19 protein-coding genes are annotated in these 20,576 nt (G+C 52.7%); 11 read left to right on the forward strand and 8 right to left on the reverse strand.

Annotation, left to right across the window (positions count from 1 at the left end; all coding sequences use genetic code 11):
• Window positions 1-181 precede the first annotated feature (181 nt).
• Entirely contained in the window at window positions 182-550 is a 369-nt protein-coding gene (locus ROJ03_RS01475) for an HsmA family protein (protein ID WP_313725211.1), read from the forward strand.
• A gap of 197 nt (window positions 551-747) precedes the next feature.
• On the opposite strand, the gene ROJ03_RS01480 is transcribed toward ROJ03_RS01475, so the two are convergent.
• The 3 genes from ROJ03_RS01480 to ROJ03_RS01490 all read right to left on the reverse strand — a co-directional run bounded on the left by ROJ03_RS01480 (window position 748) and on the right by ROJ03_RS01490 (window position 2,545).
• Window positions 748-1,458, reverse strand: coding sequence for a methyltransferase domain-containing protein (locus ROJ03_RS01480; RefSeq protein ID WP_313725212.1), 711 nt, complete (start codon window positions 1,456-1,458; stop codon window positions 748-750).
• Window positions 1,459-1,579: 121 nt separating this feature from the next.
• Window positions 1,580-1,852 (reverse strand): CD3324 family protein, encoded by a 273-nt coding sequence (locus ROJ03_RS01485; protein ID WP_313725213.1) that lies wholly within the window; start codon window positions 1,850-1,852, stop codon window positions 1,580-1,582.
• A gap of 492 nt (window positions 1,853-2,344) precedes the next feature.
• A complete protein-coding gene (locus ROJ03_RS01490) occupies window positions 2,345-2,545 on the reverse strand; it encodes a hypothetical protein (RefSeq protein WP_313725214.1) in 201 nt (66 codons plus the stop codon).
• 79 nt (window positions 2,546-2,624) lie between these two features.
• Here ROJ03_RS01490 and ROJ03_RS01495 point away from each other — a divergent pair, with 79 nt between their 5' ends.
• The 3 genes from ROJ03_RS01495 (at window position 2,625) to ROJ03_RS01505 (ending at window position 5,146) form a co-directional block, all read left to right on the forward strand.
• On the forward strand, window positions 2,625-3,278 hold the full coding sequence (locus ROJ03_RS01495) for a hypothetical protein (RefSeq protein WP_313725215.1): 654 nt from the start codon (window positions 2,625-2,627) through the stop codon (window positions 3,276-3,278).
• 106 nt (window positions 3,279-3,384) lie between these two features.
• On the forward strand, window positions 3,385-4,539 hold the full coding sequence (locus tag ROJ03_RS01500) for a transposase (protein WP_313725216.1): 1,155 nt from the start codon (window positions 3,385-3,387) through the stop codon (window positions 4,537-4,539).
• Window positions 4,540-4,837: 298 nt separating this feature from the next.
• Entirely contained in the window at window positions 4,838-5,146 is a 309-nt protein-coding gene (locus tag ROJ03_RS01505) for a hypothetical protein (RefSeq protein ID WP_313725217.1), read from the forward strand.
• Window positions 5,147-5,328: 182 nt separating this feature from the next.
• On the opposite strand, the gene ROJ03_RS01510 is transcribed toward ROJ03_RS01505, so the two are convergent.
• Complete coding sequence (locus ROJ03_RS01510) at window positions 5,329-7,404, reverse strand: hypothetical protein (protein WP_313725218.1); 2,076 nt, start codon at window positions 7,402-7,404, stop codon at window positions 5,329-5,331.
• 94 nt (window positions 7,405-7,498) lie between these two features.
• Here ROJ03_RS01510 and ROJ03_RS01515 point away from each other — a divergent pair, with 94 nt between their 5' ends.
• Window positions 7,499-8,089 (forward strand): hypothetical protein, encoded by a 591-nt coding sequence (locus ROJ03_RS01515; RefSeq protein WP_313725219.1) that lies wholly within the window; start codon window positions 7,499-7,501, stop codon window positions 8,087-8,089.
• Here the strand turns inward: ROJ03_RS01515 and ROJ03_RS01520 are convergent.
• Window positions 8,079-9,191 (reverse strand): hypothetical protein, encoded by a 1,113-nt coding sequence (locus tag ROJ03_RS01520; protein WP_313725220.1) that lies wholly within the window; start codon window positions 9,189-9,191, stop codon window positions 8,079-8,081. The two genes, ROJ03_RS01515 and ROJ03_RS01520, sit on opposite strands and share 11 nt — an antisense overlap.
• A 243-nt stretch (window positions 9,192-9,434) precedes the next feature.
• Between ROJ03_RS01520 and ROJ03_RS01525 the strand changes: the two genes are divergently transcribed.
• The 5 genes from ROJ03_RS01525 to ROJ03_RS01545 all read left to right on the forward strand — a co-directional run bounded on the left by ROJ03_RS01525 (window position 9,435) and on the right by ROJ03_RS01545 (window position 14,651).
• A complete protein-coding gene (locus tag ROJ03_RS01525; protein ID WP_313725221.1) occupies window positions 9,435-9,974 on the forward strand; it encodes a hypothetical protein in 540 nt (179 codons plus the stop codon).
• A 44-nt stretch (window positions 9,975-10,018) separates the two neighbouring features.
• Window positions 10,019-10,879 carry a hypothetical protein gene (locus tag ROJ03_RS01530; RefSeq protein WP_313725222.1) on the forward strand — a complete coding sequence of 287 codons (861 nt, stop codon included), beginning with the start codon at window positions 10,019-10,021 and terminating at the stop codon, window positions 10,877-10,879.
• A 123-nt stretch (window positions 10,880-11,002) separates the two neighbouring features.
• The gene (gene pepT / locus ROJ03_RS01535; protein WP_313725223.1) at window positions 11,003-12,247 is read left to right on the forward strand and encodes a peptidase T; all 1,245 of its coding nucleotides are present in this window, start codon (window positions 11,003-11,005) and stop codon (window positions 12,245-12,247) included.
• Window positions 12,244-13,236 (forward strand): hypothetical protein, encoded by a 993-nt coding sequence (locus ROJ03_RS01540; protein ID WP_313725224.1) that lies wholly within the window; start codon window positions 12,244-12,246, stop codon window positions 13,234-13,236. Before pepT ends, ROJ03_RS01540 begins: the two co-directional genes overlap by 4 nt.
• 2 nt (window positions 13,237-13,238) lie before the next feature.
• Window positions 13,239-14,651, forward strand: a complete 1,413-nt coding sequence (locus ROJ03_RS01545; RefSeq protein WP_313725225.1) for a hypothetical protein — start codon at window positions 13,239-13,241, stop codon at window positions 14,649-14,651.
• On the opposite strand, the gene ROJ03_RS01550 is transcribed toward ROJ03_RS01545, so the two are convergent.
• Entirely contained in the window at window positions 14,648-15,385 is a 738-nt protein-coding gene (locus ROJ03_RS01550) for a glycerophosphodiester phosphodiesterase family protein (protein WP_313725226.1), read from the reverse strand. The two genes, ROJ03_RS01545 and ROJ03_RS01550, sit on opposite strands and share 4 nt — an antisense overlap.
• Window positions 15,382-16,236: a deoxyribonuclease IV gene (gene nfo, locus ROJ03_RS01555; protein WP_313725227.1), complete on the reverse strand. Its 855-nt coding sequence runs from the start codon at window positions 16,234-16,236 to the stop codon at window positions 15,382-15,384. Before nfo ends, ROJ03_RS01550 begins: the two co-directional genes overlap by 4 nt.
• An 85-nt stretch (window positions 16,237-16,321) precedes the next feature.
• On the opposite strand from nfo, the gene ROJ03_RS01560 reads away from it, so the two are divergent.
• Complete coding sequence (locus ROJ03_RS01560; protein ID WP_313725228.1) at window positions 16,322-19,273, forward strand: insulinase family protein; 2,952 nt, start codon at window positions 16,322-16,324, stop codon at window positions 19,271-19,273.
• Here ROJ03_RS01560 and ROJ03_RS01565 read toward each other — a convergent pair.
• Window positions 19,236-20,576 (reverse strand): [Fe-Fe] hydrogenase large subunit C-terminal domain-containing protein, encoded by a 1,341-nt coding sequence (locus ROJ03_RS01565; RefSeq protein WP_313725229.1) that lies wholly within the window; start codon window positions 20,574-20,576, stop codon window positions 19,236-19,238. The genes ROJ03_RS01560 and ROJ03_RS01565 overlap by 38 nt on opposite strands.

Consider the following 20,576-nt stretch of genomic DNA (forward strand, 5'->3'; position numbering starts at 1 on the left):
GAAAACAATTCGGGAAGGCGTGTAACAGGTGGCTTGCGGTTGGAATGGAGTGATATAGTGCAGACCGGAAATCTGGTTGCATGCCGAAGAAGGCCCAACTTTTATCTTTTTTATGCAGGTAGGTTGCTCATGGCATAAAATAGAATTATCTTTGTGAGGGAAATCCTGGAGGATCCCTACTATGCTCGTATATGCAATTGTAAGTATTACACTGGCGCTTGTTTTCTATTCAATCGGAGTCTGGGGCGAAAAATTACAAGGGGTGTTGAAGCGATGGCACCTCGTTACATTTTGGGTCGGCCTTCTGTTTGATACCCTGGGAACGACGCTGATGAGCACAATGGCAGGCAGCGGCTTCACCTTGAATTTCCATGGGATTACAGGGGTCCTTGCGATTGCCCTCATGCTTTTCCATGCACTATGGGCAACGATTGTTTTGCTGAAGAACGACCAGGCGAAACGAAACAGTTTCCACAAATTCAGCATTGCAGTATGGCTCATATGGTTGATACCCTATGTTTCAGGGGCAATCTTTGGCATGAGCATGTAGCCAGGGCATCTTTCATCACCATCTCCTGTCGAGCTTTGACTCTCTTCATTGAAAACGTGAAGAGAGTAGCCTTGCTGATGAAAGAATGCTTGCAACCATGCCTCTGTTGTCGATGATTGGGGTCTACGACCATGGAAGCTCTTTGGGCCATGGCCGTTGGCTCCACTGGTGTAACCACTTGTAGGTTGTGGTTTCTGTCATATTTTTCTTCCTATCAGTTGGATGATGTTGAAATATTGACCGGCTCCTGCTTCCATCATCGCACTATCACGTTGAGCATAGGGGTTGGGTGATTGCAGCCAATCATCCCAGGCCTGTTTGCACGAATCCATTTCACGTAGGTCTGTAAGAACAATACTGGCTTCTTTTTCCCATAGCGTTCGCCACCAAGGACAGGAATAAAAATACCATTCTGGTGTCCAGTAGGGTTGCACTTCCTTTGGCAATTGTCCCTCGGGATACTCTTGTACAAACCCAGGGATGGCTACAGCCATAAAGCCCCCTTTTTTCACAAAGGGCAGTAGTTTCGGCAACATGTGCTCATTATTGCCAAAGTACTGATAGGAATCCACACTTATGATCATGTCAAAATATTCGTGTGCAAACGGAATATCCTTGGTTGCATCAACCAAAAAAGGGATCACTTTCGAATCAAGGCCTAAGCTTGCAAAGCGTTTTGCGTTGTCGCTGGGGGAAACCCATAAATCGGCAGCAAACACGGTCACATCGTATTTTTGGGCAAGCAAGATGGAAGAAATTCCCATTCCGCAACCAAGGTCGAGAATGCGCATGCCTGGAGAAATAGGGAGGAAACTCGCCATTTCTTCTGTAATGCGCATGGCATTGGGTCCCATCATGGTTTCAAGAAGAAAATCCCTGTCAAACGTATCAGTAAAAGAGGTGTTCATAGTCATGTTCCTTTCGTCTAAGATGTGTAAGGAGATACTACGTTGTGCAGCTTCCAGATGCATCCCACTTTTTGTTTCAGAAAAGAAAAAACGCACCAATTGAGGTTAGGACGTTTTGGTTTCACTCTTTTTTACTGGCATTGATGATTTTGTAGATAGCTTTTTCTGACAAGAAATAGTGCTGGGCCAACTCTCCAACAGAACACCCTGCCAGGCGTTTGCCCAATATTTCCCTGTTCCTTGCCTTAACAAGATCCCTTGTGTCAGTGTTTGTACCCCACGGCAACTTGCTCTCAGCTTTCCGTGGAATATAGATATACTCGCCATCTATATACTGTTGAACCGCAACCAATAGGTGATGCGGCAATAGATCGATTGCTTTTTTATAGCCCATTATGCTCCTCCTACGTTTGTGTCAGGATTGAAGCAAGGGCTATTGCCCAATAGTTATTGTACTATGCAATAGCCCTTGCTATGCATAACGAACCGAATCCAAACTACTAAACATCCAATCTCCTTGTTGTAAGTTGTTCTCTATTCTTGATGAAGCCTACACTCCACGTGCGAATGATATGGTGACAGAATGGCTCCGTCAATATGGAGAATACCGTTTCGGTCCTGCTCCCGGCTGTAAGGTGAGGCTTGTATCGCCGTGGTGGTCAGCCCAATGGAGCAAACCATCCTCTACGCAAGGAAAGAAGTGCAGGCCTCAATTCAGATGACAAGAAGAGTATGCACAGATGGATCAACAATAATTTTTAATTAGTTTGGTTCGATATTCGAAGATGTGCTATTATAAATTTATCGCCGGAGGAACAATAAAATGTTTTTGGTATACATTATTGTAGGTGTCATTTGCGGGTTCATTACCAAATCTATGAATGAATCAAAAGGTTATGATGGTGGTTTTTGGTGGGGCTTCCTGCTCACTATAATCGGAATTATTGTTGTCGCTGTAAGACCTTTCAATAATAACAATTCGCATAATTGAACAGTTTTTTTCATTTACGAGAACAGCTATGAAGATGTTTGCTGAATTTTTCTTAACTTTGCATATGTTAGTGTGAAGCAGGAGCTCCTTTTTCACCGGAGCTTCGATTGTAGAACGTATGTTGTTGAGCCATCCGCCTTAAAAAAATATTAATAAGGGGAAAAGGGGTGAAACAATGTTCATAGAATCATATTTTTCAAATATGGGGTTCAGGTTTCATAGCGAAAATGACCTCTCCGATTTTATCTGGACTTGTTGTGAATCCTGTGAGCAATTTAAGTGGTTCTTTCTCTCTTTTTTCTTTAATAATATTGATTTCTCTCGTCAAATCGACTTAATCCGAGAATATTCCAAGGATAATTGCAGGCCGGATTTTATAATCCTGACTGATGGACAATTGACACATCTCATTGAAGTAAAGATCCAAGACCAATATGATCATTTTGAAGATTATATTAATACCTTTCCAATGATAGGCAAAGGCAATCGCGGTTTTATTATGAATTATTCAAGAAATGCAAGAAGTCTAAGATTTTCAAATGACTACTGCATTCATACATGGGAAGAGTTTCTGGTCCATCTGGCATCTGAGATAAAGAAGAGTGATCGAGACCGTGAATTATCAGAGTTTTATAATTTCTGTTATACATATATCAAGCAAGTATGTAATTATAGGGAGGCTGTCCATATGGAACTAAGCCATCTAGGTTCTCTTGAAGCTCTAAATCTCACTTTCAGAAAAATAATTGCAAATTCAACAGAGGCAATTGCAAAACTCTCATTTACCTTACTGACTTGTACTCTTAGCATAGGCTTGCTAAAAGGCTAGAAATATCGTAATCATTTTAAGTAACTTGATTAATCATATAGAATAAAGCCTGTATTTCCTTTATACTGATTTTACCACAAAAAAGTTAAGGAGAAACACAAGCTTTATGCCTAATACCGTACCACATACCCCTGTAGTATTCCAGCCCCTCCTATTTTCCAGTGAGACAAAAGAGGAGCTTTCGCGTTGTTGCATCTTTCCAGTGACTGATCTGCATGAGCAACTTGCCGCTACCATCATGGCCGTTGAGCCTATGCTTCCCTTTTCATTGGACAGCATCAAGCAAGAGAAGAGGTTCGGTCGGAAGCCTTACCCCATACACGCGTTTTTCCGCTTCCAGCTTGCTATGCCCATATTTCGGCAAAGCACCTTTAAGGACATGAGAAGGTTGCTTCTGATTGATCACAACCTCAAGGACCTTTGTGGGTTCGAGCGTATCCCTAGCGAGGCTACCTTTAGCCGTTACCTGAAGATTCTTTCTGATAGCATCGACATGAACGACCATGTATTGGGCCCTCTGGTTGAGACCTTCTACCCCAGAGGAGAGGGGGAATATGTCATGCATGTCTGCAGGGACAGCACAGCAATCCCTGCCCGTGAGACAGTTGAGAAGAAACCGACAAAGGGAAAAGAACATCCTAAAAAACGGGGAAGGAAGAAGAAGGGAAGCCCAGAAGAGAAGGAGTTTCTTAACCGAGACAAACGCTCAGTTGTCGAGAAACAGGTTACTCAGTCACTAGGAGAGACTTTATCCCACTTGAACACCAAATGCAGCTGGGGTTCCAAGAAGAATTCCCAAGGCAACGCCTCCTTCTGGCGTGGGTACAAGCTGCACCTGGACACCACCGATACCGGCATACCCCTCAGCTATGTGGTGACAGGGGCAAATGTGCATGACAGCCAGGTTGCAATCCCCTTGGAGAAGATGACCCAGCAAAGGGTGCAGCACTGCTACTCCCTCATGGACAGCGGCTATTACTCAAACGTCATCCAGAACTATATCGATGATACAGGAAGAATTGCCCTGATAGACCCTGCAAAGAGACTGGGTTCAGTGCCGTTCTGCCCATCTGAGGAGCATCGTTACAAAGTTCGCACAACTGTTGAACGCTCAAATTCCCATCTCAAGGACTGGCTGATTCCCAAGAACCTGTGCATCAGGGGACACAAGAAAATGCACTTTTCTCTGGGTTGTGCAGTGGTTGCGCTGGCTGTACTCCAGATGGGATTGCTGCTCAGGGAAAGACAGGATGTAGCATAATCCAAGAGGACTGGGCTGAATGAAAAGAATGGTTTTCTAGTCTGAAGCCCCATAAGGGGCAGACTTGCTATATCCAGCAAAGACCATTTTCAGGAAAAACAGCAGTTCAAAAGACAATCCAATCCGGGTAAGACAACACTGATATAGTCTTTTCTCCAACCTTGGCTAATAGACTAGGTGAAAGAGGGGTTTTCAGAGTTTTGCAATTGGCTCAACAGAACATTTTTTGACACTTGGAATCAAAGTAAATGAATATAGATTCAAGGCTGGAGTTGGGTATTCTGGATTCTATTTTCGGATGGAAACACCAAAATTACCATACCCTTTGTATCCTTGGTTCGGGATTATGTATCAAAAACAAGAGATTTCGGTAATGTTTGAATCTCTATCTACGTATTGTGATCAGCTAATTGGTAAGCAAATTACAATTCCAAATGAGGAAATGTTTACTTCTGAGCCACCAGATAGGGATGTGCTGATAAATTTAAAGCTAAATTCAGTACAAGAAATATTTGATGACGGGAACCAATATACTGCTGAACAACAATATATGAAATTGAATGATTTCTTCCGCAGATGTATTGAAGCAGTACAAGAACGATTGTGAGCTATATAATATAGATAGATATGAAACCTATTGGTGTCCTGCTCTTGGAACCGTTCTATCCTTTTGGCAAGTAGGGCTATAGGAAGATTGCCTTCCTGCAGAAGAAGGGGGCGCACTCTCATGCGCCCCCAACATCAGGGTAAAAATGGCTGTGTGATATGCAGTATTCCCTAGGCAACCTCCTAGTGTGGGATGGTGAGGATCAGTATCTGGTTGCTGACCCTGGAGACGACCAGCATATTCTCCTTGTCAGGAGAGATAGCTGCCTGTGAGGGGACAAAGGTGTCCAGCGAGGTGTTGCCCTCATAGTTGAGGAATCCAATGGCTTCGTTGTAGGAGAAGGCCTTGATGTTTTTGCTGCCACTGCAGACTACATAGAGCATGTCCCGGGAAGCGTTGACCAGGAGTTGCTCGATCCCCAGCATCTCTCCCAGCCCATTGTCCCCCGAAAGCCAGGTCTCATCCTGCGACCACCAGTCCTCGATGTCAGGATGGGGTTCCTTCATCAGGTGGAAGCGGTTCAGTGCATTGTTGTTGCCAGTCAGTACGTTTTCGTTGTTGAGGAACTCGACAGCACTGATCGCCGAGATGTAGGGAATTCCATCCTGGGTCCTGTAGTCCTGGGCATAGCCCAATATGTCCCCACCGGTGGTCCGTTCACACATCTTGAGCATGTTGGCAGGGGTACTGAACAGAGCTGACCTCTTGAAGTCCGGTGAGACGGTCATGCCTGTCATCTCCTCTTGCATGAACAGGAAATCGCTATAACGGTTGATCTTGAAATCAGCCTGACTCGTTGCATAGAAGTTGGTCCAGGGCAGCTTGCAGCTTCCGGGCTCCGTGTTGTAGAGGACACCGGAGACAGGATCGAGGATGAGGCGGTTGATCGAGTTGAACGTGACCTTGTACCCGTCCTCAAACTGCATGCTGACATTGTCCCTCGAGAAGAGCTTGGTCAGGGAAGCGTTGCCCGCATTGTACTGGTAGAGGGTGATGCCAGGATGCTGGTTATCGGCAACTGCCACCCTGTTGGTGGTCTTGTCTACCAGGATATCCGTAACCTGTGCGGTGTTGAAGCCGTCAGCTTGGGTATAGGTCCTGATGACCTCCAGGGAGTCTCGGACAATCCTGCAGATCTGCAGTGTCTGGTGAATTGAGCTTGCCAGTAATACCTTTCCGTCAGGAAGGAATGCCACCCTGGTATTCCCGCTGATTTTTAGGCCATTGGTATTGTCCGCTACCACTTTCACGAGTACCGGTATACCGGCAGTTCCCGTAACAGTTGCCTTGAAAGATATACTGGCCGACCCAGAACTGGCTAGGAGGGCCCCCTTTGCTATGAGGTCCAGGCGGTGGTTCCCAGTCGCCGGGGTAAAGGTGCAGTCCAGCGAGGAGGATATCTCCTCGCCATCGAGAAACCAGAGGACCTCCATGGTGCTGCTCTCCTCAGAGGCAGGGACCGTGACGGTGGCGTGCACCGGCTGCAAGGCCTCCACAGTGGAAGAGAGGCCCGATATGGAACATTGGATGGGAGTCCCTGCCTTGTTGATGAGGGTAAGGTTGCTGGGAATCTCCGGATACTTGTCCAAATCCAGGGTGATGGTTCCCTCTGTGGTCTTGCTCCCTACGACCCGCACCACCTCTGCACATCCTGCAACTGCGGTACTGCCACTGTACAGGCGGGCCTGCACCATGTAGGAACCTGCGGGGTAGATCGAGCTGTAGGAGACAGAGCCATTGATGAGGTTGTTCGTGGTAGGTGTCACCTTGCTCTTGATCCCCTCGCTATCGGTTACCCACAGCTCGATGCTAGGGCTGGAGATCTTGCTCTGGTCCCAGGTGAAATGTACCGTCATGGTCCCTGATCCCATAAGGCTCTTCAGTTCGATTACGGCATTTGTGGGTTCTGTGGTCAGTGTACAGGCAGTACTGCCTTGTACGAGATTCACCCCATCCTTGTTCTGACCCACCGCAGTAATGGTCCAGTTACCCATGAGCAGGCCATCGATCTCTATGTTGGCACTGGTGCTCTGGATCTCGAAGGTGCTTCCTTGGGGCCCTTCGCCGGTAACTGCATAGCGAGACACATCCAAGGGTGTGTCTTGTGGAACGATGGAACGATCCTGGCCCTGTTTCTCCTGCATGGTCAGATGCAGGGATGTCCTTCCAGGTTCCTCTTTGCAACCAGCCAGGCCTACCACAAGCAATGCCAAGAGAAGCAATGTGAGCCGACCGGTCATTCTACGAATGTATTTCATAGTAGCCTCCAACCAGATAGGCTCCGCACTAGGCTTTTCGCTTCATCTTTTCTGAGGCTTTCTTTTTTTTCAGCTAGGCGGTAGAGTCATCTCTATGAAGACACTCTTGAAAATCCTCCTGTTGGGCCTGACGCTGCTTGTTGTGTTTATCTCTCCTGCAACCATCGGGATAGTCCCGTACTACCTGATATTCCCCACACTTTTCCTGTTGGTTTTTTTGTTTTACAGGGTCTCCTACTGGGTCAGTGACTCGGATGTGAAAAAGGTACGCCAGGAAGACTATCAGCTCTCCTTGTTCTGTGGGAAAGCCCCCTTGGGCGGGGAGGGAGACCTCATCCGCGGAAGGTTGGTCATAACCGACAAGACGGTGAAGATCTACCAACGGGTGGAGAGGCACAGGACAAGACAGACCCCCTGTAAGGAGGTCTGGTCGTTGGATGTCTCTCTGATACGCAGTATGGGGGTGGGAAAGGTAGTGGGCCCACGAAAGGGACTCATCTTCTACCTTGATGAAGGATCTGTCAGCTTCACTGCCGCAAAGGCCATCAAGCAGAAAGAGGCGATCATCAAGGCCCTGGGGTGGCAGCGCCTCCCTACCATTCCCCAACCCGTAGAGGTTGAGGGGGAAGCCTCAAGTGCCCCCTCCTTCAGCAGCCTGGACGAAAAGCTGGAACCTAGAAGCTGAAGCCTACCCCGACCCTGATTGGCTCCAAGGCAAGCCTGAAGGAAGTGCTCTCCTTGAAGTTGTAGGTTGATGCAACCCCTACTTCATAGAAGATCCTGAAGGAGTCGGAGATTGCATAGGTGACGCCACCGGTCAGCTTTGCCTTCATGCCAAAACCGTTTGCATTGGTGGTCGTATCATGGAAGAATGTCGGCCCCAGGGAAATCGAGAGGGGGAATGTCACAGTCCCCTTTCCCAGGCTCCAGGAAACCTTGCCAAGCAGGCTCACCTGTAGCTGGTCAGTGCCAACCTTCCCAACCTCCAACACCCCGCCATAGCCAAGGCTCTCGCCCTGATGGAGTAGGTCCACCTGCACATTGAATCCCTTGTCGAACGGGGTAAGCTCTTTGGGGAAACTTAAGTCAAGAAATGAGACAGAGATGCTTGCATCGAGGGTTGCACTCTTTTCTACGGGCTCTTCATACACGAGAGGCTTGACTGAGGTGGGTGGTGGGGGCAAGGGGGTACTCATGGCCACCGCAATAGGCTCTGCCTGTACCGGCTCTATGACGGGAATCTCTTCCCTGATGGGAGCAGCCTCCGCTTCCTGTACAGGTTCTGCCATCTCAAGAGGCGCTTGCTCAACCTCTGCATTATTTTCTTCCGGGACGGGAAGGACCTCCTGCTCAATGGTTGCCTCAGCTTGCAAAGGCACTACCTTTTCCATCAAGACTGGGGTAGGTGCTGCTTCTTCCTTTTGCAGGTTCTCCCCTAGTGTTGGCAGAGCGAAGACACCTTTTTTCACAACAGGGGCAACTGGAGGGGGGAGTGTGGTTGTCACAACTGGGGCTGTGGCTTTGGCCTTTACCGCTGGCTGGGGGCTCACAGGGGTGCTCGCCTTGTTTTCGACGACCGCTGGTACCTGCTTTTCTGGCTGGACCGTTTCCTTTGCCGCTGAAGGCTGAATTGCCGGTTTGGCCTTCTCAGGAACCTGTTGCTGTATGGGTTGCTCAATTGTTGTCTCATCGGTGAGAGGCTTTTGCGCTCCGACGTACCAATAGGTACCCCCAAGCACCACAATGCATGCGACTACAATAAGTATGATTGACCAAGTTTTATTCACGCCAAGCTCCTTGTACCTACCAGTATAACAAAATAGTGGGCACTTGCCCTACAAGTCTACCATAAGACTGGAAAAATGTGAGTGTTTTCTCCTTGTCTATCGTTTGCAGCTGGATAAGCTCTGGCAAATGGTGCTGCCTATGGCCGGGTGTCCTGCCTTTTTCTCTCCATATTCTTGGGTAGTAGATTTGAAGAATTTCTCCTTGTTCCCCCTGATGATAGGCTAGGGAGCAAGAGGAAAGAGATGAAGAGGACCCTGTTGGCAGTTGCATTGGCATTCACCCTGTCTTGCCTCTATGCAAGCGAGGGCAGCACCCTCTCCTTGGGTGGAGACCTGAGGGGAGCGGATGCCCTTTTCCTTGACACCCTGCAGGCCAGGGCGGAGGTGAGGCTATGCATCAACGATGAGTTCTCCTTCCACATTCCCTGCACCCTTACCGCAGATCTTCGGTACAACGATATCAGGCTCTGGGAATTTGGCCTGTTCTTGGACTACCACCCCTTCCACAATGGGTTCTTCCTCTCCGTCTCCCTGGTCCAGGTGGGGCTTTTCAGTGGCTTTGACAAGGGTGATGAACCTCTTCAATACCTGAACGAGGTTGCCTTTGGCTACACCTGGCATGTGACGCCGTCGCTGTACCTTGAGCCAAAGCTCATTGTCAGGGATCCCAGCGGGGTGTTCAAGGCCGAATATGCCCTGATCCAGCGGTATCTGCCCGACTACGGCCAATTTCGTCTGTTTCTCCTGGTTGGGTGGGAATTTCTTGCCATCCCTGCCCTGTGAGGAGAAGTAATACCGAGCAAATGGCAAGAAGAAGGAGTGGTCACATGGAAAGAAGAAAGATGCAATACGCCGTGAACTGGGTGGTATTGGTCGCGTTGGTCATCCCCCTGTCGGGATGCTCCCTGGGTTGGGAAGCCCAAACCAAAGCAAAGATTACCGACAAGGAGCTATTTCCTACGGTTGCCCGCGTCATCGACGAGCAGAAGGACGTGGTGTGGGAGTACCTCGAGGAGGACCTGAGCCGGGCGCTCAGGGCAACAGAGCAGAGCGGTGAGGAGATAGTGCAGAACATCCTGACCGAGCAGCAGGGAAGGCAGTACCTTGAGTTCTGCTATGCGGTACAGGATGTGAACTCACTCGACCAGGCTTCGGAGGTGGTTGAGTTTGCCAGGGGGCTGATCAGTGAGGAGGAGATGGCCAACCTTGAGGTGAAGCTTGAGGAGAACCGGGCTCTGATGCTCGCAGAGGCAGAAACTCTTGCCCGCTCTCTGGCTCCTTCCCAGCGCGCCCCCTTCTGGAAGGACATGCAAAAGCTTGTTACCCGCTCTGTCGTGCTCTTTACCGCAGGGGTTGTCTATGCATGCATCCCGACGGTTGTCTTCTGGGGGAAGATCTCGGCAGCAACAGCCATAGCCGTAGCTGCAGGGGTGGTCGCCAGTACGGTGATGTCCATCTGGCGCTACTACCAGTTTGGAGGGGAGCTGGATGAGTCCTTCAACGAGTGGCTTGTCTCCGTTACCACCGAGCCGGAGGTCTCCTACGCCCTTGCAGCCAGCATGATTGCAGTTGGGACAACCCTGAAAAGAGGGTTTGTGACAACGGGGATCATCATCTGCGTATTCGCCCTCTACAATGTCATCGACATGATCAAACCCATGCTGAAGAAGTATAATTTCAATGTCTGATGCACTCTCTGGTTTCCGTTGGGGCTCCCGAAAGGGGGCCTCTTTCTTATTTGTCACCCTTTGCTTGTTGCTCACGATATGGGTTTGTGGAATAATGGCCCTATAGCCATAAGGAGAAACATGATGAGAAGTCCTATTGCTGAAGACATACTTCAGAGATTTTTGCGATATGCTGCCATTGATACCATGAGCGACGATACGGTGGTCTCTACGAAACAACCCTCTACCGATGGGCAGTGGGACCTGCTCAACCTGCTTGTCTCTGAACTGAGGCAGATGGGCATCGACGACATCACCGTCGACAAGGCCGGGGTAGTCATAGCTCGCATGGCCTCGAACCTCGACCATGAGATCCCGACCATAGGCTTCATGGCCCATGTGGATACCGCCGACGACGTCCCTGGCAATGGGGTAAAACCTAGGGTGATCGACTCCTATGACGGAGGGGATATCCCTCTGAATGAAACCTACACCATCATGAGGGATGACAACGCCGAGCTTGCCCAGTACAAGGGCCAGACCCTCATCGTCACCGACGGCACTACCTTGCTTGGCAGCGATGACAAGGCAGGGGTTGCCGCCATCATGGCCGTTGCCAAGGAGCTGAGTGCGGACAAGTCCATCAAGCATGGGGCCCTGGAGTTCATCTTCACCAGCGATGAGGAGACAGGCAGTGGCATGGATAGCTTCCCCTATGATGCGATCGGGTGCGACTACTGCTACACCATCGACGGTGGCAAGCGCTTTGAGATCGAGAGCGAGTGCTTCAACGCCGCAACGGTGAAGGTTCACTTTTCCGGAGTAAGCTACCATCTGGGAGCAGCCCGGGGACGACTGGTGAATGCCCTTACCATGGCAGCCTACTTCATCAACGCCCTTCCCCAGGCAGAGAGTCCCGAGGCCACAGACGGGCGCTACGGCTACTACTGTGCCCATACCATCAACGGTACTGCCACCGAGGTTGACCTGACACTCTACCTCAGGGACTTTGACCTCGATGTCCTCAACCGTAGGATCGATGCACTGAAACTGCTTGCCCAGAGTGCCGAGGCCCTCTACCACAAAGGCAAGGCCACCGTTGAATCCAAGATTGTCTACTACAATATGGCCCTGGTTGCAAAACAGAAGCCCATCGCCATGGACAACCTCAGAATGGCCGGAGAGCGACTGGGCATGCCCCTGGAGGAAGCCCTCATCAGGGGAGGTACCGATGGGGCCAGGATGGCCAATGAGCACCACATCCCCTGTCCGAACATCTTTACCGGTGGGCATAACCTCCACTCCCGCTTTGAGTGGGCGGCCCTTCCAGCCATGGAAGATAGTGCAAAACTTATCAAGGAGATCATCAAGGTAGGATCCGAGCAGTGAAGAGAGTGACGGTGTTTGTCCTTATCCTGGCTTCTCTTCTCCCTCTCAGTGCCAGGCCACGGCTTGTCCTGGACCTTGCCACCGCACAAGGGGAGGTGGCAGCGATGGTAGGGGGCACTGTCGAGCGAGTTGCAGAGCACTCCCTGCTTTCCCGAATGGAAGGGGAGGGCTCGCTCTCCATCTCCCTTGATGACTACCTGCTCACTGAACCCTACGACCTTCGCCTTGGGCTAATGGTTTCCTACGGCGAGAAGAGCCTACCCCTCCAGGTAAGCCTCCATGCCCAGAGTTTGGGGGCTCTGGAAAAGGGTCTGGAGAGAAAGCTCTCGCTCCTTCTGCTCTATGATGGGCTGCTGTTTGTCGAGGAAGATGAGGCGTTGCGTCTTGGCTCTTCCTATAATCAGGGCTATGCCTCCTCCGATCCCTTGGGCAAAGGTGAATACTACCAGGTCCTCGATGCTGAGGCAAAGAGGTGGGGCAGTGTCGTTGTCCAGCAGGTAGGGGCCGTCTCCATCCTAGCCCAGACCGAGGGAAAGGAGTTGCTCCCCTCCATGAGGCTGAAAAGGATGGAGGGCAGGGCCGTCTCCCTATCGCTGCTCGTTTCCCAGACCAGGGACCTTTTCTTCGATGCCCTCTATGAACAGGAGGTGGGCCTCTACCCCTTTACCTTCCTGGTGGGAGTAGGCACCTCGCCCGTCGGCCTGCATGCCCAGACGGGCCTTGCCGTAAGGCTGCCCCTGTCCCTGCTCTTTGGCATCCACCATGGGGTTTGGCGAAACAGCTCGCTCTCCGCCAGCTGCACCCTTGGCCTTGGCTACGCCCTTTCCGATAGCCAGTTGCTCCTGGGTAGCCGCGTTGTGGTCTCGTACCAGTACAGGATAGGGGACCTACGTCTGGAAGGTGGGGTAGGAAACCAGAACTGGGCATCTGAGCACTCTTCCTTTGGCTCAGGGCTTTTCCTAATGCTGGGTACAGCGTACACTTGGTAGAGATGAAGAAGATACAACACCTCCGACTAGTGAATGTGGCAGCACTGCTTGCCCTGCTGCTGGTTCTCTCCTCCTGTACCTCGCTCTCCAACCTTGTGCGAAGCCAGGTGGAAGGGGTTCCTTCCTGGGTCTATACCCCAGTGGTTTCCGCAAACAAGACAGCCTTCGTCGGTAAGGGCAGCACGCAGGTGCTGTTCAATGCCAAGCTGATGGCCTATGAGGACATCCTCAACCAGATATCGACCTTCATCGGGGAGCCGGTGCAGTCGACCTACTATCGTGAGCTTACCACCACCGATGGGATTGCGGAATTCGCGCTGAGCATCGTCAATGAACACTCCAAGACAGAACCCCGCGCCCCCTCCCAGTTCTATCTGCTGGCAACGGCCGATACGGCAAAGCTGGTTTCCAGACGGACCAGCGTCTACAACGCAGTGCTCCAAAGGGACAAGGACATAGCCGCCCTGATCGGCAAGGCCGACAAGGCTTACCGGGCAAACAACGACATTGAGGCTATAGCCCTCTATTTTCAGGCCACCATCCTTTCTTCGGAAGGTTCTGTCTCTTCCAAGAAGTTTGAGGTCGACGCCCTGCTTTCCAAGAGCATCACCTTCATCAACGCCCTGCGGTTCTCCCTCAGCAAGAGTGACCCCTCCCAGGCAAGGACCACGGTCCAGTTGCGAAGGAAGAGCCGTTTGCTCTCCCCAAAAGTGCTCAATGCCCCGATAGTGGCAACCTTTGAAGCCCAGAACAGCCTGGGGAAACACTACTCAGACTCCCTCTCCTTCAACACCGCAAGCGATGGATTCATCGAGTTTGTCCCCTACAACTATGGCTTGGCCGGCAGCGGTTCCATCCGGTTCGGTGTCGACTTTTCCTCATCCCTCGGGGCCCTGCAGCAGGCTGTTCCCCAAGAGAAGCTGGAACCTCTATTTGCGGCCATGGAAAAGCAGGGCATCCTCTTTCCCTACTCGCTGGTATCATCGCTTGCAAACAAGACCATTGTGGCCGATATCCAGGAGTATGAGTACAACGGTACCCAACGTCCTGGCAAGCAGGCCCTTGGGTCGCTGCTCGATCTCTATGGCAGCCGGGGCCTATCCATCACGGCGACCTCCCTGGTGGGGGAGGAGCAGCAGGAGCTCTTTGATGAGGTGCAGAAGAAAGCCCCTTCTGCCAACATGGTGGTGAAGGGCAAGGCCGGTGTGGCTGAAGAGACCGTGGTGGGAGACCAGCATGTGGTGGTTGTCACCGGATCGGTCCAGGTGTGGGACCTGAAGAAAAAGACCATGGAAGGCAACACCCTTGAGGTTGAGGCCGTAGCCTTCGCCGCCCTTTCAGAGGATGCCAAGCAGGAGGCCTTCCGCCGTTTCGGCATGATAAGCTCTTCCTTGCTGCTCGCTACGTTCTTCTAGTGCAGAAGCGACAGCAGAGGCTCAGGGTTGTTGCTGACAAACCCTTCTGCCCCTAGTTCGAGTGCCCTCTTCGCACTCTCATAGTCATCTACTGTCCAGACGATGAGCGGATACCCCTTCCTCTTCCTGAACTTGGTGACCATCTCCTCGTCCAACAAGGTGACCGAGGGCTTTAGGTAGGAACACCTGGCAATATGTCTGCCCCACCCATGGCGGAAGGGCCTTGGGATGGAGGGGCTGTCATCGAAGATGACCGCACTTGGCAGTGCAAAGTTGCTGATCTTGTTGAACCTTCTGACTGCGAACGGGTTGAAGGAAGAGACCATGCACCGCTCTTGCAGGCCAAAGGCAGCGATGGTCTGCCAGGTCTTTAGCTCAAGGCCACGGTCCTTCAGGTCGGGAACCTTGAGCTCGATGTCGTAGTAGAGCTTGTCAGCACAAAGCTCGAAAAGCTCGCTGAGCAGGGGAATTTGCTCATGGCCCCCGACATCGAGGCCCCTGAGCTCCTCAAAGCTCAGGTCCGCGACAAGGGCATCCCTACCACTGACCCTCTGTACATTTGCATCATGGATGACCACCAGCTCGCCGGTCTTGCAAAGCTGTACATCCAGCTCGACGCCAGGGATCTGCTTTTCCACGCAAAGCTGGAAGGAGGCGATGGTGTTCTCAGCCCTCAGGGAAGAGTAGCCACGATGGCCAAACAACAGAGGCTTTTCAGCAGGAAACTCTCTCATTGCATCGTCTTCTGGCTGGAAGCCTTCAGCAGGGCGATCTCCTCTTTCCAGAGGGTGCTGTCTATTGTCTCCAGGATAAGGGGGATATTCATGAAGCGCTCGTCCTGGACAATGCGGATGAATGGGTCGAGCCCGATCTCCCCCTTGCCCAGGCTCTCATGCCTGTCCAGCCTGCTGCCCAGCTTGATCTTCGCATCGTTGAGGTGCATCCCCCTCAGGTTGGCAAAGCCAACGACCCTGTCGAAGAGCTCGAAGGTCTTGGCAAAGGCCTCCTCACCCCTGATGTCATATCCCGCGGCAAAGATGTGGCAGGTATCGATGCACACCCCAAGCCGCTCGGGGTATCTGGATAGGTTGAGCAGCATCTCGATCTCCTCAAAGGAGGATCCGAGGGTGCTTCCCTGTCCGGCAGTCGTCTCGATGATGGGCATCACCCCCTCGGTCTCTTGCAGGGCCTCGTCCAGGGCCTCGGAGACCAGTTTGAGACTCCCTGTCCTGTCGAGCATGTTGACATGGGCTCCAGGATGGAAATTCAGCTTGTCCAGGCCAAGCTGGCCCACCCGGGAGAGTTCGTCGATGAAGGCATCCAGGCTCTGCCTTCGCTTCAGGCCGTCGGGGTTGCCCAGGTTGATGAGGTAGCTGCCGTGGGGCAGTACCTGCTCCTTGGTAAAGCCAAGGGAGGCAAGCATTTCCTTGAATCGGGTGCTCTGCTCCTCGGTAATGGGCCTCGTAGCCCACTGTCGCTGGTTTTTGGTGAACATGCCGAACGCGCTTGCTCCCAGGCTGTCTGCCTCGATGGCGGCATTCTCCAAGCCTCCGGCGATACTGGTATGGCTTCCTATGTATAACATGGCCAAAGGGTAGTAGTTGACCCAAGGGTTGTCAATCACTGGTACTCGTGGTAGTGTTCCCCCTTGAATAGGAGCATCAAGAGCAATGAGTGAAAGACAATGGGCCGTTGGGGATGAAGTTTCTGGTTTTGCGCTGGTAGAAGTCTCCTCCCTTGAGGACTATAGGGCAACAGGCTATCTGTTTCGCCATATTGCCACGGGGATGGAAGTCTACCAGATGGTCAATGACGACAGCGAGCTGTTCTTTGGCTATGTGTTCAGGACCCTGCCCAACAATGATTGCGGCATTGCCCATATCCTGGAGCACTGCTGTCTGGCTGGCAGCAAGAACTATCCTGTACGGGACCCGTTCATGACCCTGCTCAAGGGCAGCACCAACACCTTCATGAATGCCATGACCTATCCTGACAAGACCCTCTACCCGGCGGCAAGCCCGCTCAAGAAGGATTTTGACAACCTCTTCTCTGTCTATACCGATGCGGTATTTGCCCCGCTGCTACGCGAGGAAACCTTCCAGCAGGAGGGGGTTCGCATGGTCTGTGAAGGGGAGAGCTGCCATTTTGAAGGGGTAGTCTTCAACGAGATGCTCGGCGGCGGAAGCGACCACGACAGCATCGTAGGGAGGGCAAGCGTCCGTTCCCTCTTTCCCGATACTCCCTATACCTTTGAGTCCGGAGGACTGCCCGAGCAGATCGTCCAGCTCAACTACCAGCAGTTCCTCGCGTTCTACAGCATGTTCTACCACCCATCCAACTGCAAGCTCTTCCTGTACGGGGACATGGAAGTGGGTGCAAAGCTCGAGATGCTCGAAAATGCATACCTGCGTTCCTATGGCAAGCTCAATGTGGATAGCCTGGTCCCACTCTCGGAGCCCTGGAAGGCTCCCCGCAAGTCATCCTTCACCAGTCCCGTCGAGGAAGGGGAAGGGGACAACGGGGACTCTGTAGTGCTCTCCTGGGCTACCTGTGAGGCCTCCGACCCCCTTGCCCTCATAACCCTCTCGACGCTTGTGGACATCCTGCTGGGCAACCCAGGGGCTCCGCTCTACAAGGCGTTGCTGGATTCGAAGCTTGGCAAGGACATCTCGCCGGAAAGTGGCATGAGTGCCGATTTCAGGGAGATGCCCTTTACTGTCGGCTTCAAGGGGATCGATGCCGATAAGGCCGATGAGGCAGAGCATGTCATCCTCACCTCGCTCAAGGCCATCGTCAGCGAAGGCCTGGCCGTGGATATCATCGCATCCTCGATGAAACGCTCGCGCTTCAAGCAGCAGGAGATCCCAGGCGGGATCCCCAACGGCCTACGCGCCCTCAACCGTGCAACCCGGTCCTGGATGGTCGACCTCTCTCCCACCGTCGCCATTGGTACTACAGAGCCCCTGGAGGCTTTGCAGAAGGCCCTGGAAGCAAACCCACGCTATTTTGAGGATTGGATCCAGCACCATCTGCTGGACAACCCACACCGTTCGATGGTCGTCGTAAAGGCCGACAGCGAACATGAGAGGCGACAGCTGGCAACCATAGAGAAGTATGCCAAGGAACAGGCCGATGCACTGGGAAAGAAAGGACTGAAACTCCTTGCCCAACAAAACGAGCATTTCCTGCAGTTCGAGCTGGAAGGGGACAGTGAGGAGGACCTTGCAAAGGTGCCCTACCTCAAGCTCGAGGACCTACCGACCACCATCGTACCCAACCTCTATGAGCAGCTCACTTGCGCAGGTAGGCCCCTCTATCTAAAGAAGATGTTCTGCAACAAGATAGTCTATGCCGACTTTGCCTTCCACCTTGAGGACCTGAGCGAACGGGAGCTGATGCTCCTGCCCCTGTACATCCGCACCCTGCAGCTGACCGGCATAGGGGATATGGAGTATCCCCAGGTGGCAAACCAGCTCAAATACCTGACAGGGGATACCAACCTCTATCTGGAGATGGGCTCCTCCCACCAGGGGGATGACCGGATGCTGCTGGTATGCAGGACCCGGACCCTTGTAGAGGATTTTGAGCCGGCACTGACCTTCCTGCACAAGCTTTTCACCGAGGCGAATGTGGGGGATCTGGAAAGGCTGCAGGCCTCCCTTACCAACCTCAAGACAGACTATGTCGACAACATAACCTATTCGGCCCACAGCTTTGCCTCCCTTTCGGCCGCTTCCATCTTCAGCAACGTGCAGTTTGAGGGTGAGCAGCTATCGGGTCTGGACCAGTGGTTCTTCCTGGAGAATATCCACGACGAACAGCTCTTCCTGGTGGCCGAGGAGTTCCTCGCCCTCCAGAAGAAGCTGAACAACCGTAACCGTCTGGTATTCCATCTTGGCTGTGATGACGAGCTGGTACCCTCCCTGGTCTCCCAGTATGACCAGTTTGCCCAGCGTTTTGAGCTGAAGGATGAGATAGTGATGCGCCAGCGCTCCTACGAGAAGGTAAGCAAGGGCCTTGCCCACGCAGTGGAGCTCTTCCGCCTTCCTTCGACGGTAAGCTATGCCGCATATGTGATACGGAGCAGCAAGCGGGGGAGTGACAACCAGGCTTCCCAGGTGTTGCTGGGCCAGATCCTCTCAGGCAACGACCTGTGGGAGAAGGTCCGTGGCCAGGGTGGGGCATATGGGGTCTCCGCCCATGCCGATGTCATGGAGGAGCTCTTCTTCTTCACTTCCTACCGCGACCCCCGTATTGCAGGGACCCTTGCAGACTTTACCAAGAGCCTTGAGCTCTATACGACAAAGGAGATTCCTGCCAAGGATATCGAGAATGCGCTCATCTCCACCGTTGGAAACGACTTGAGGCCCCTCTCCCCATCCCAGGACTCCATCCTCTCCTTCAGGAGAATCCTCTACAACATCACCGATGAGTTCAGGACGATGAGAAGGAAGCAGATGTTGGCGATGACGAGCTCGCACCTCAACGAAGGGGCCAAGGCCCTGTTGGATCTTGCCAAGAGCGAGGATTCGGTTGTGGTGATAGCGGGCTCCGCCCTCCTGGATACAGAGAAGGCGAAGAACCCTACTCTTGATCGTCCTTCGAGGCGCTTGCCCCTCTAGAACGCTCTCCCCAGATCTTCCCAAGGGCGTTGAGCTCCTTGGGGTCCTTGAGCTTGAGCACGACGCACTGGCGTATGCTCGCCTCGCTCTTGGCGATATCCTGGGCCAGGGCCCTGCAGGTGGGAGACCCACACAGCCCACAGTCGATCCCCGGCAGGACGGCTAGGATCTGCTGGACCTTCTCCAGCTTGTAGAGCGCCTTGCCGATATCCTGGTCCAGCTTCATCGCACCCTTTGCCTGGGGTGCTTCGAGGTAGAGGTTCTTGGCAAGGAAATCGCTTTGGTCGGTTATGCGCTTGATCAGGGAAGGGGGAAGTTCCTTGGGTAGGGTCATCGACCAGTGCCTGAGCCGCTCACTGGTCAGAAAGCGGTTCCTCACCGTCAAGATCCCTCCCGGGCACCCCTCTGCACAGGCATCCAGCTCTAGGAACTCCAGGTTGTTCTCCGCTTCCTGTTCCATCTGGTCGAGAAACTCAATGACATTATGCACCTCATCGACGGAGAGATTCCTGCCGCTGCGGTTGTTGCTCTGCCCCTTGACCATGCTCCACTGGCTCGCCTTGCGTGTGCAGACAGGAAAGGAGAGGGCATCGGGTTTCCCGACACTCTTCTGGTGCTTGTGCTTCTCGAGGAAGGTCCTAACCCTATTGTAGGCCGTATCGAAGTTGATGACACCCTGGAAGAGGCTGTTGTCCTCCGACCCTTCGGTCTTGATCTGGGCTATCTTTGCAGCGCACGGGGTGAGGTAGAAGATTCCGAGCGAGTCGGTCTGGGCCCCGAGTTCAGCCCTTGCAAAGAGGGCCACCATCTGGGCCGGCGGGCGGACCCGGCTCATGTTGTCCAAAAGCAGGGGGAAGCGGATCTGGATGAGACGCTGCACCGAAGGGCAGAAGTTGCTGATGAGAGGTAGCTCATGCTCCATCTCAGGAGCCCCGATCTTGTCCAGGATATCGACACCGGTCTCGGAGAGATAGAGGTGGGTGAAGCCCGACTCGTAGAGGGCCGAGCAGATCTGCTGTTCGGAAAAGGTGTCGGGAAATTGGGCAAAGAAGACCGAAGGCACGATGCCTACCCGGTAGGTGAACCCCTTCAGCTGCTCGAAAGAGTCCTGCTCGACCTCGATCGCGTCGTTGGGGCAGACTGCCATGCACTGGCCGCAGTCGATGCAGAGGTCGCTATAGATCCTTGCCTTGCCCCCGGAGATGCGGATGGCACTGGTAGGACAGCGTTTCATGCAGTGGGTACACCCCTTGCATTGCTCCTCTATCACATGAAGCGAGTGGTGGAAGGGAAGGTCGCTCAT

The sequence above is a fragment of the Sphaerochaeta sp. PS genome (genome assembly GCF_032144095.1).
Taxonomy (GTDB): Bacteria; Spirochaetota; Spirochaetia; order Sphaerochaetales; family Sphaerochaetaceae; genus Sphaerochaeta.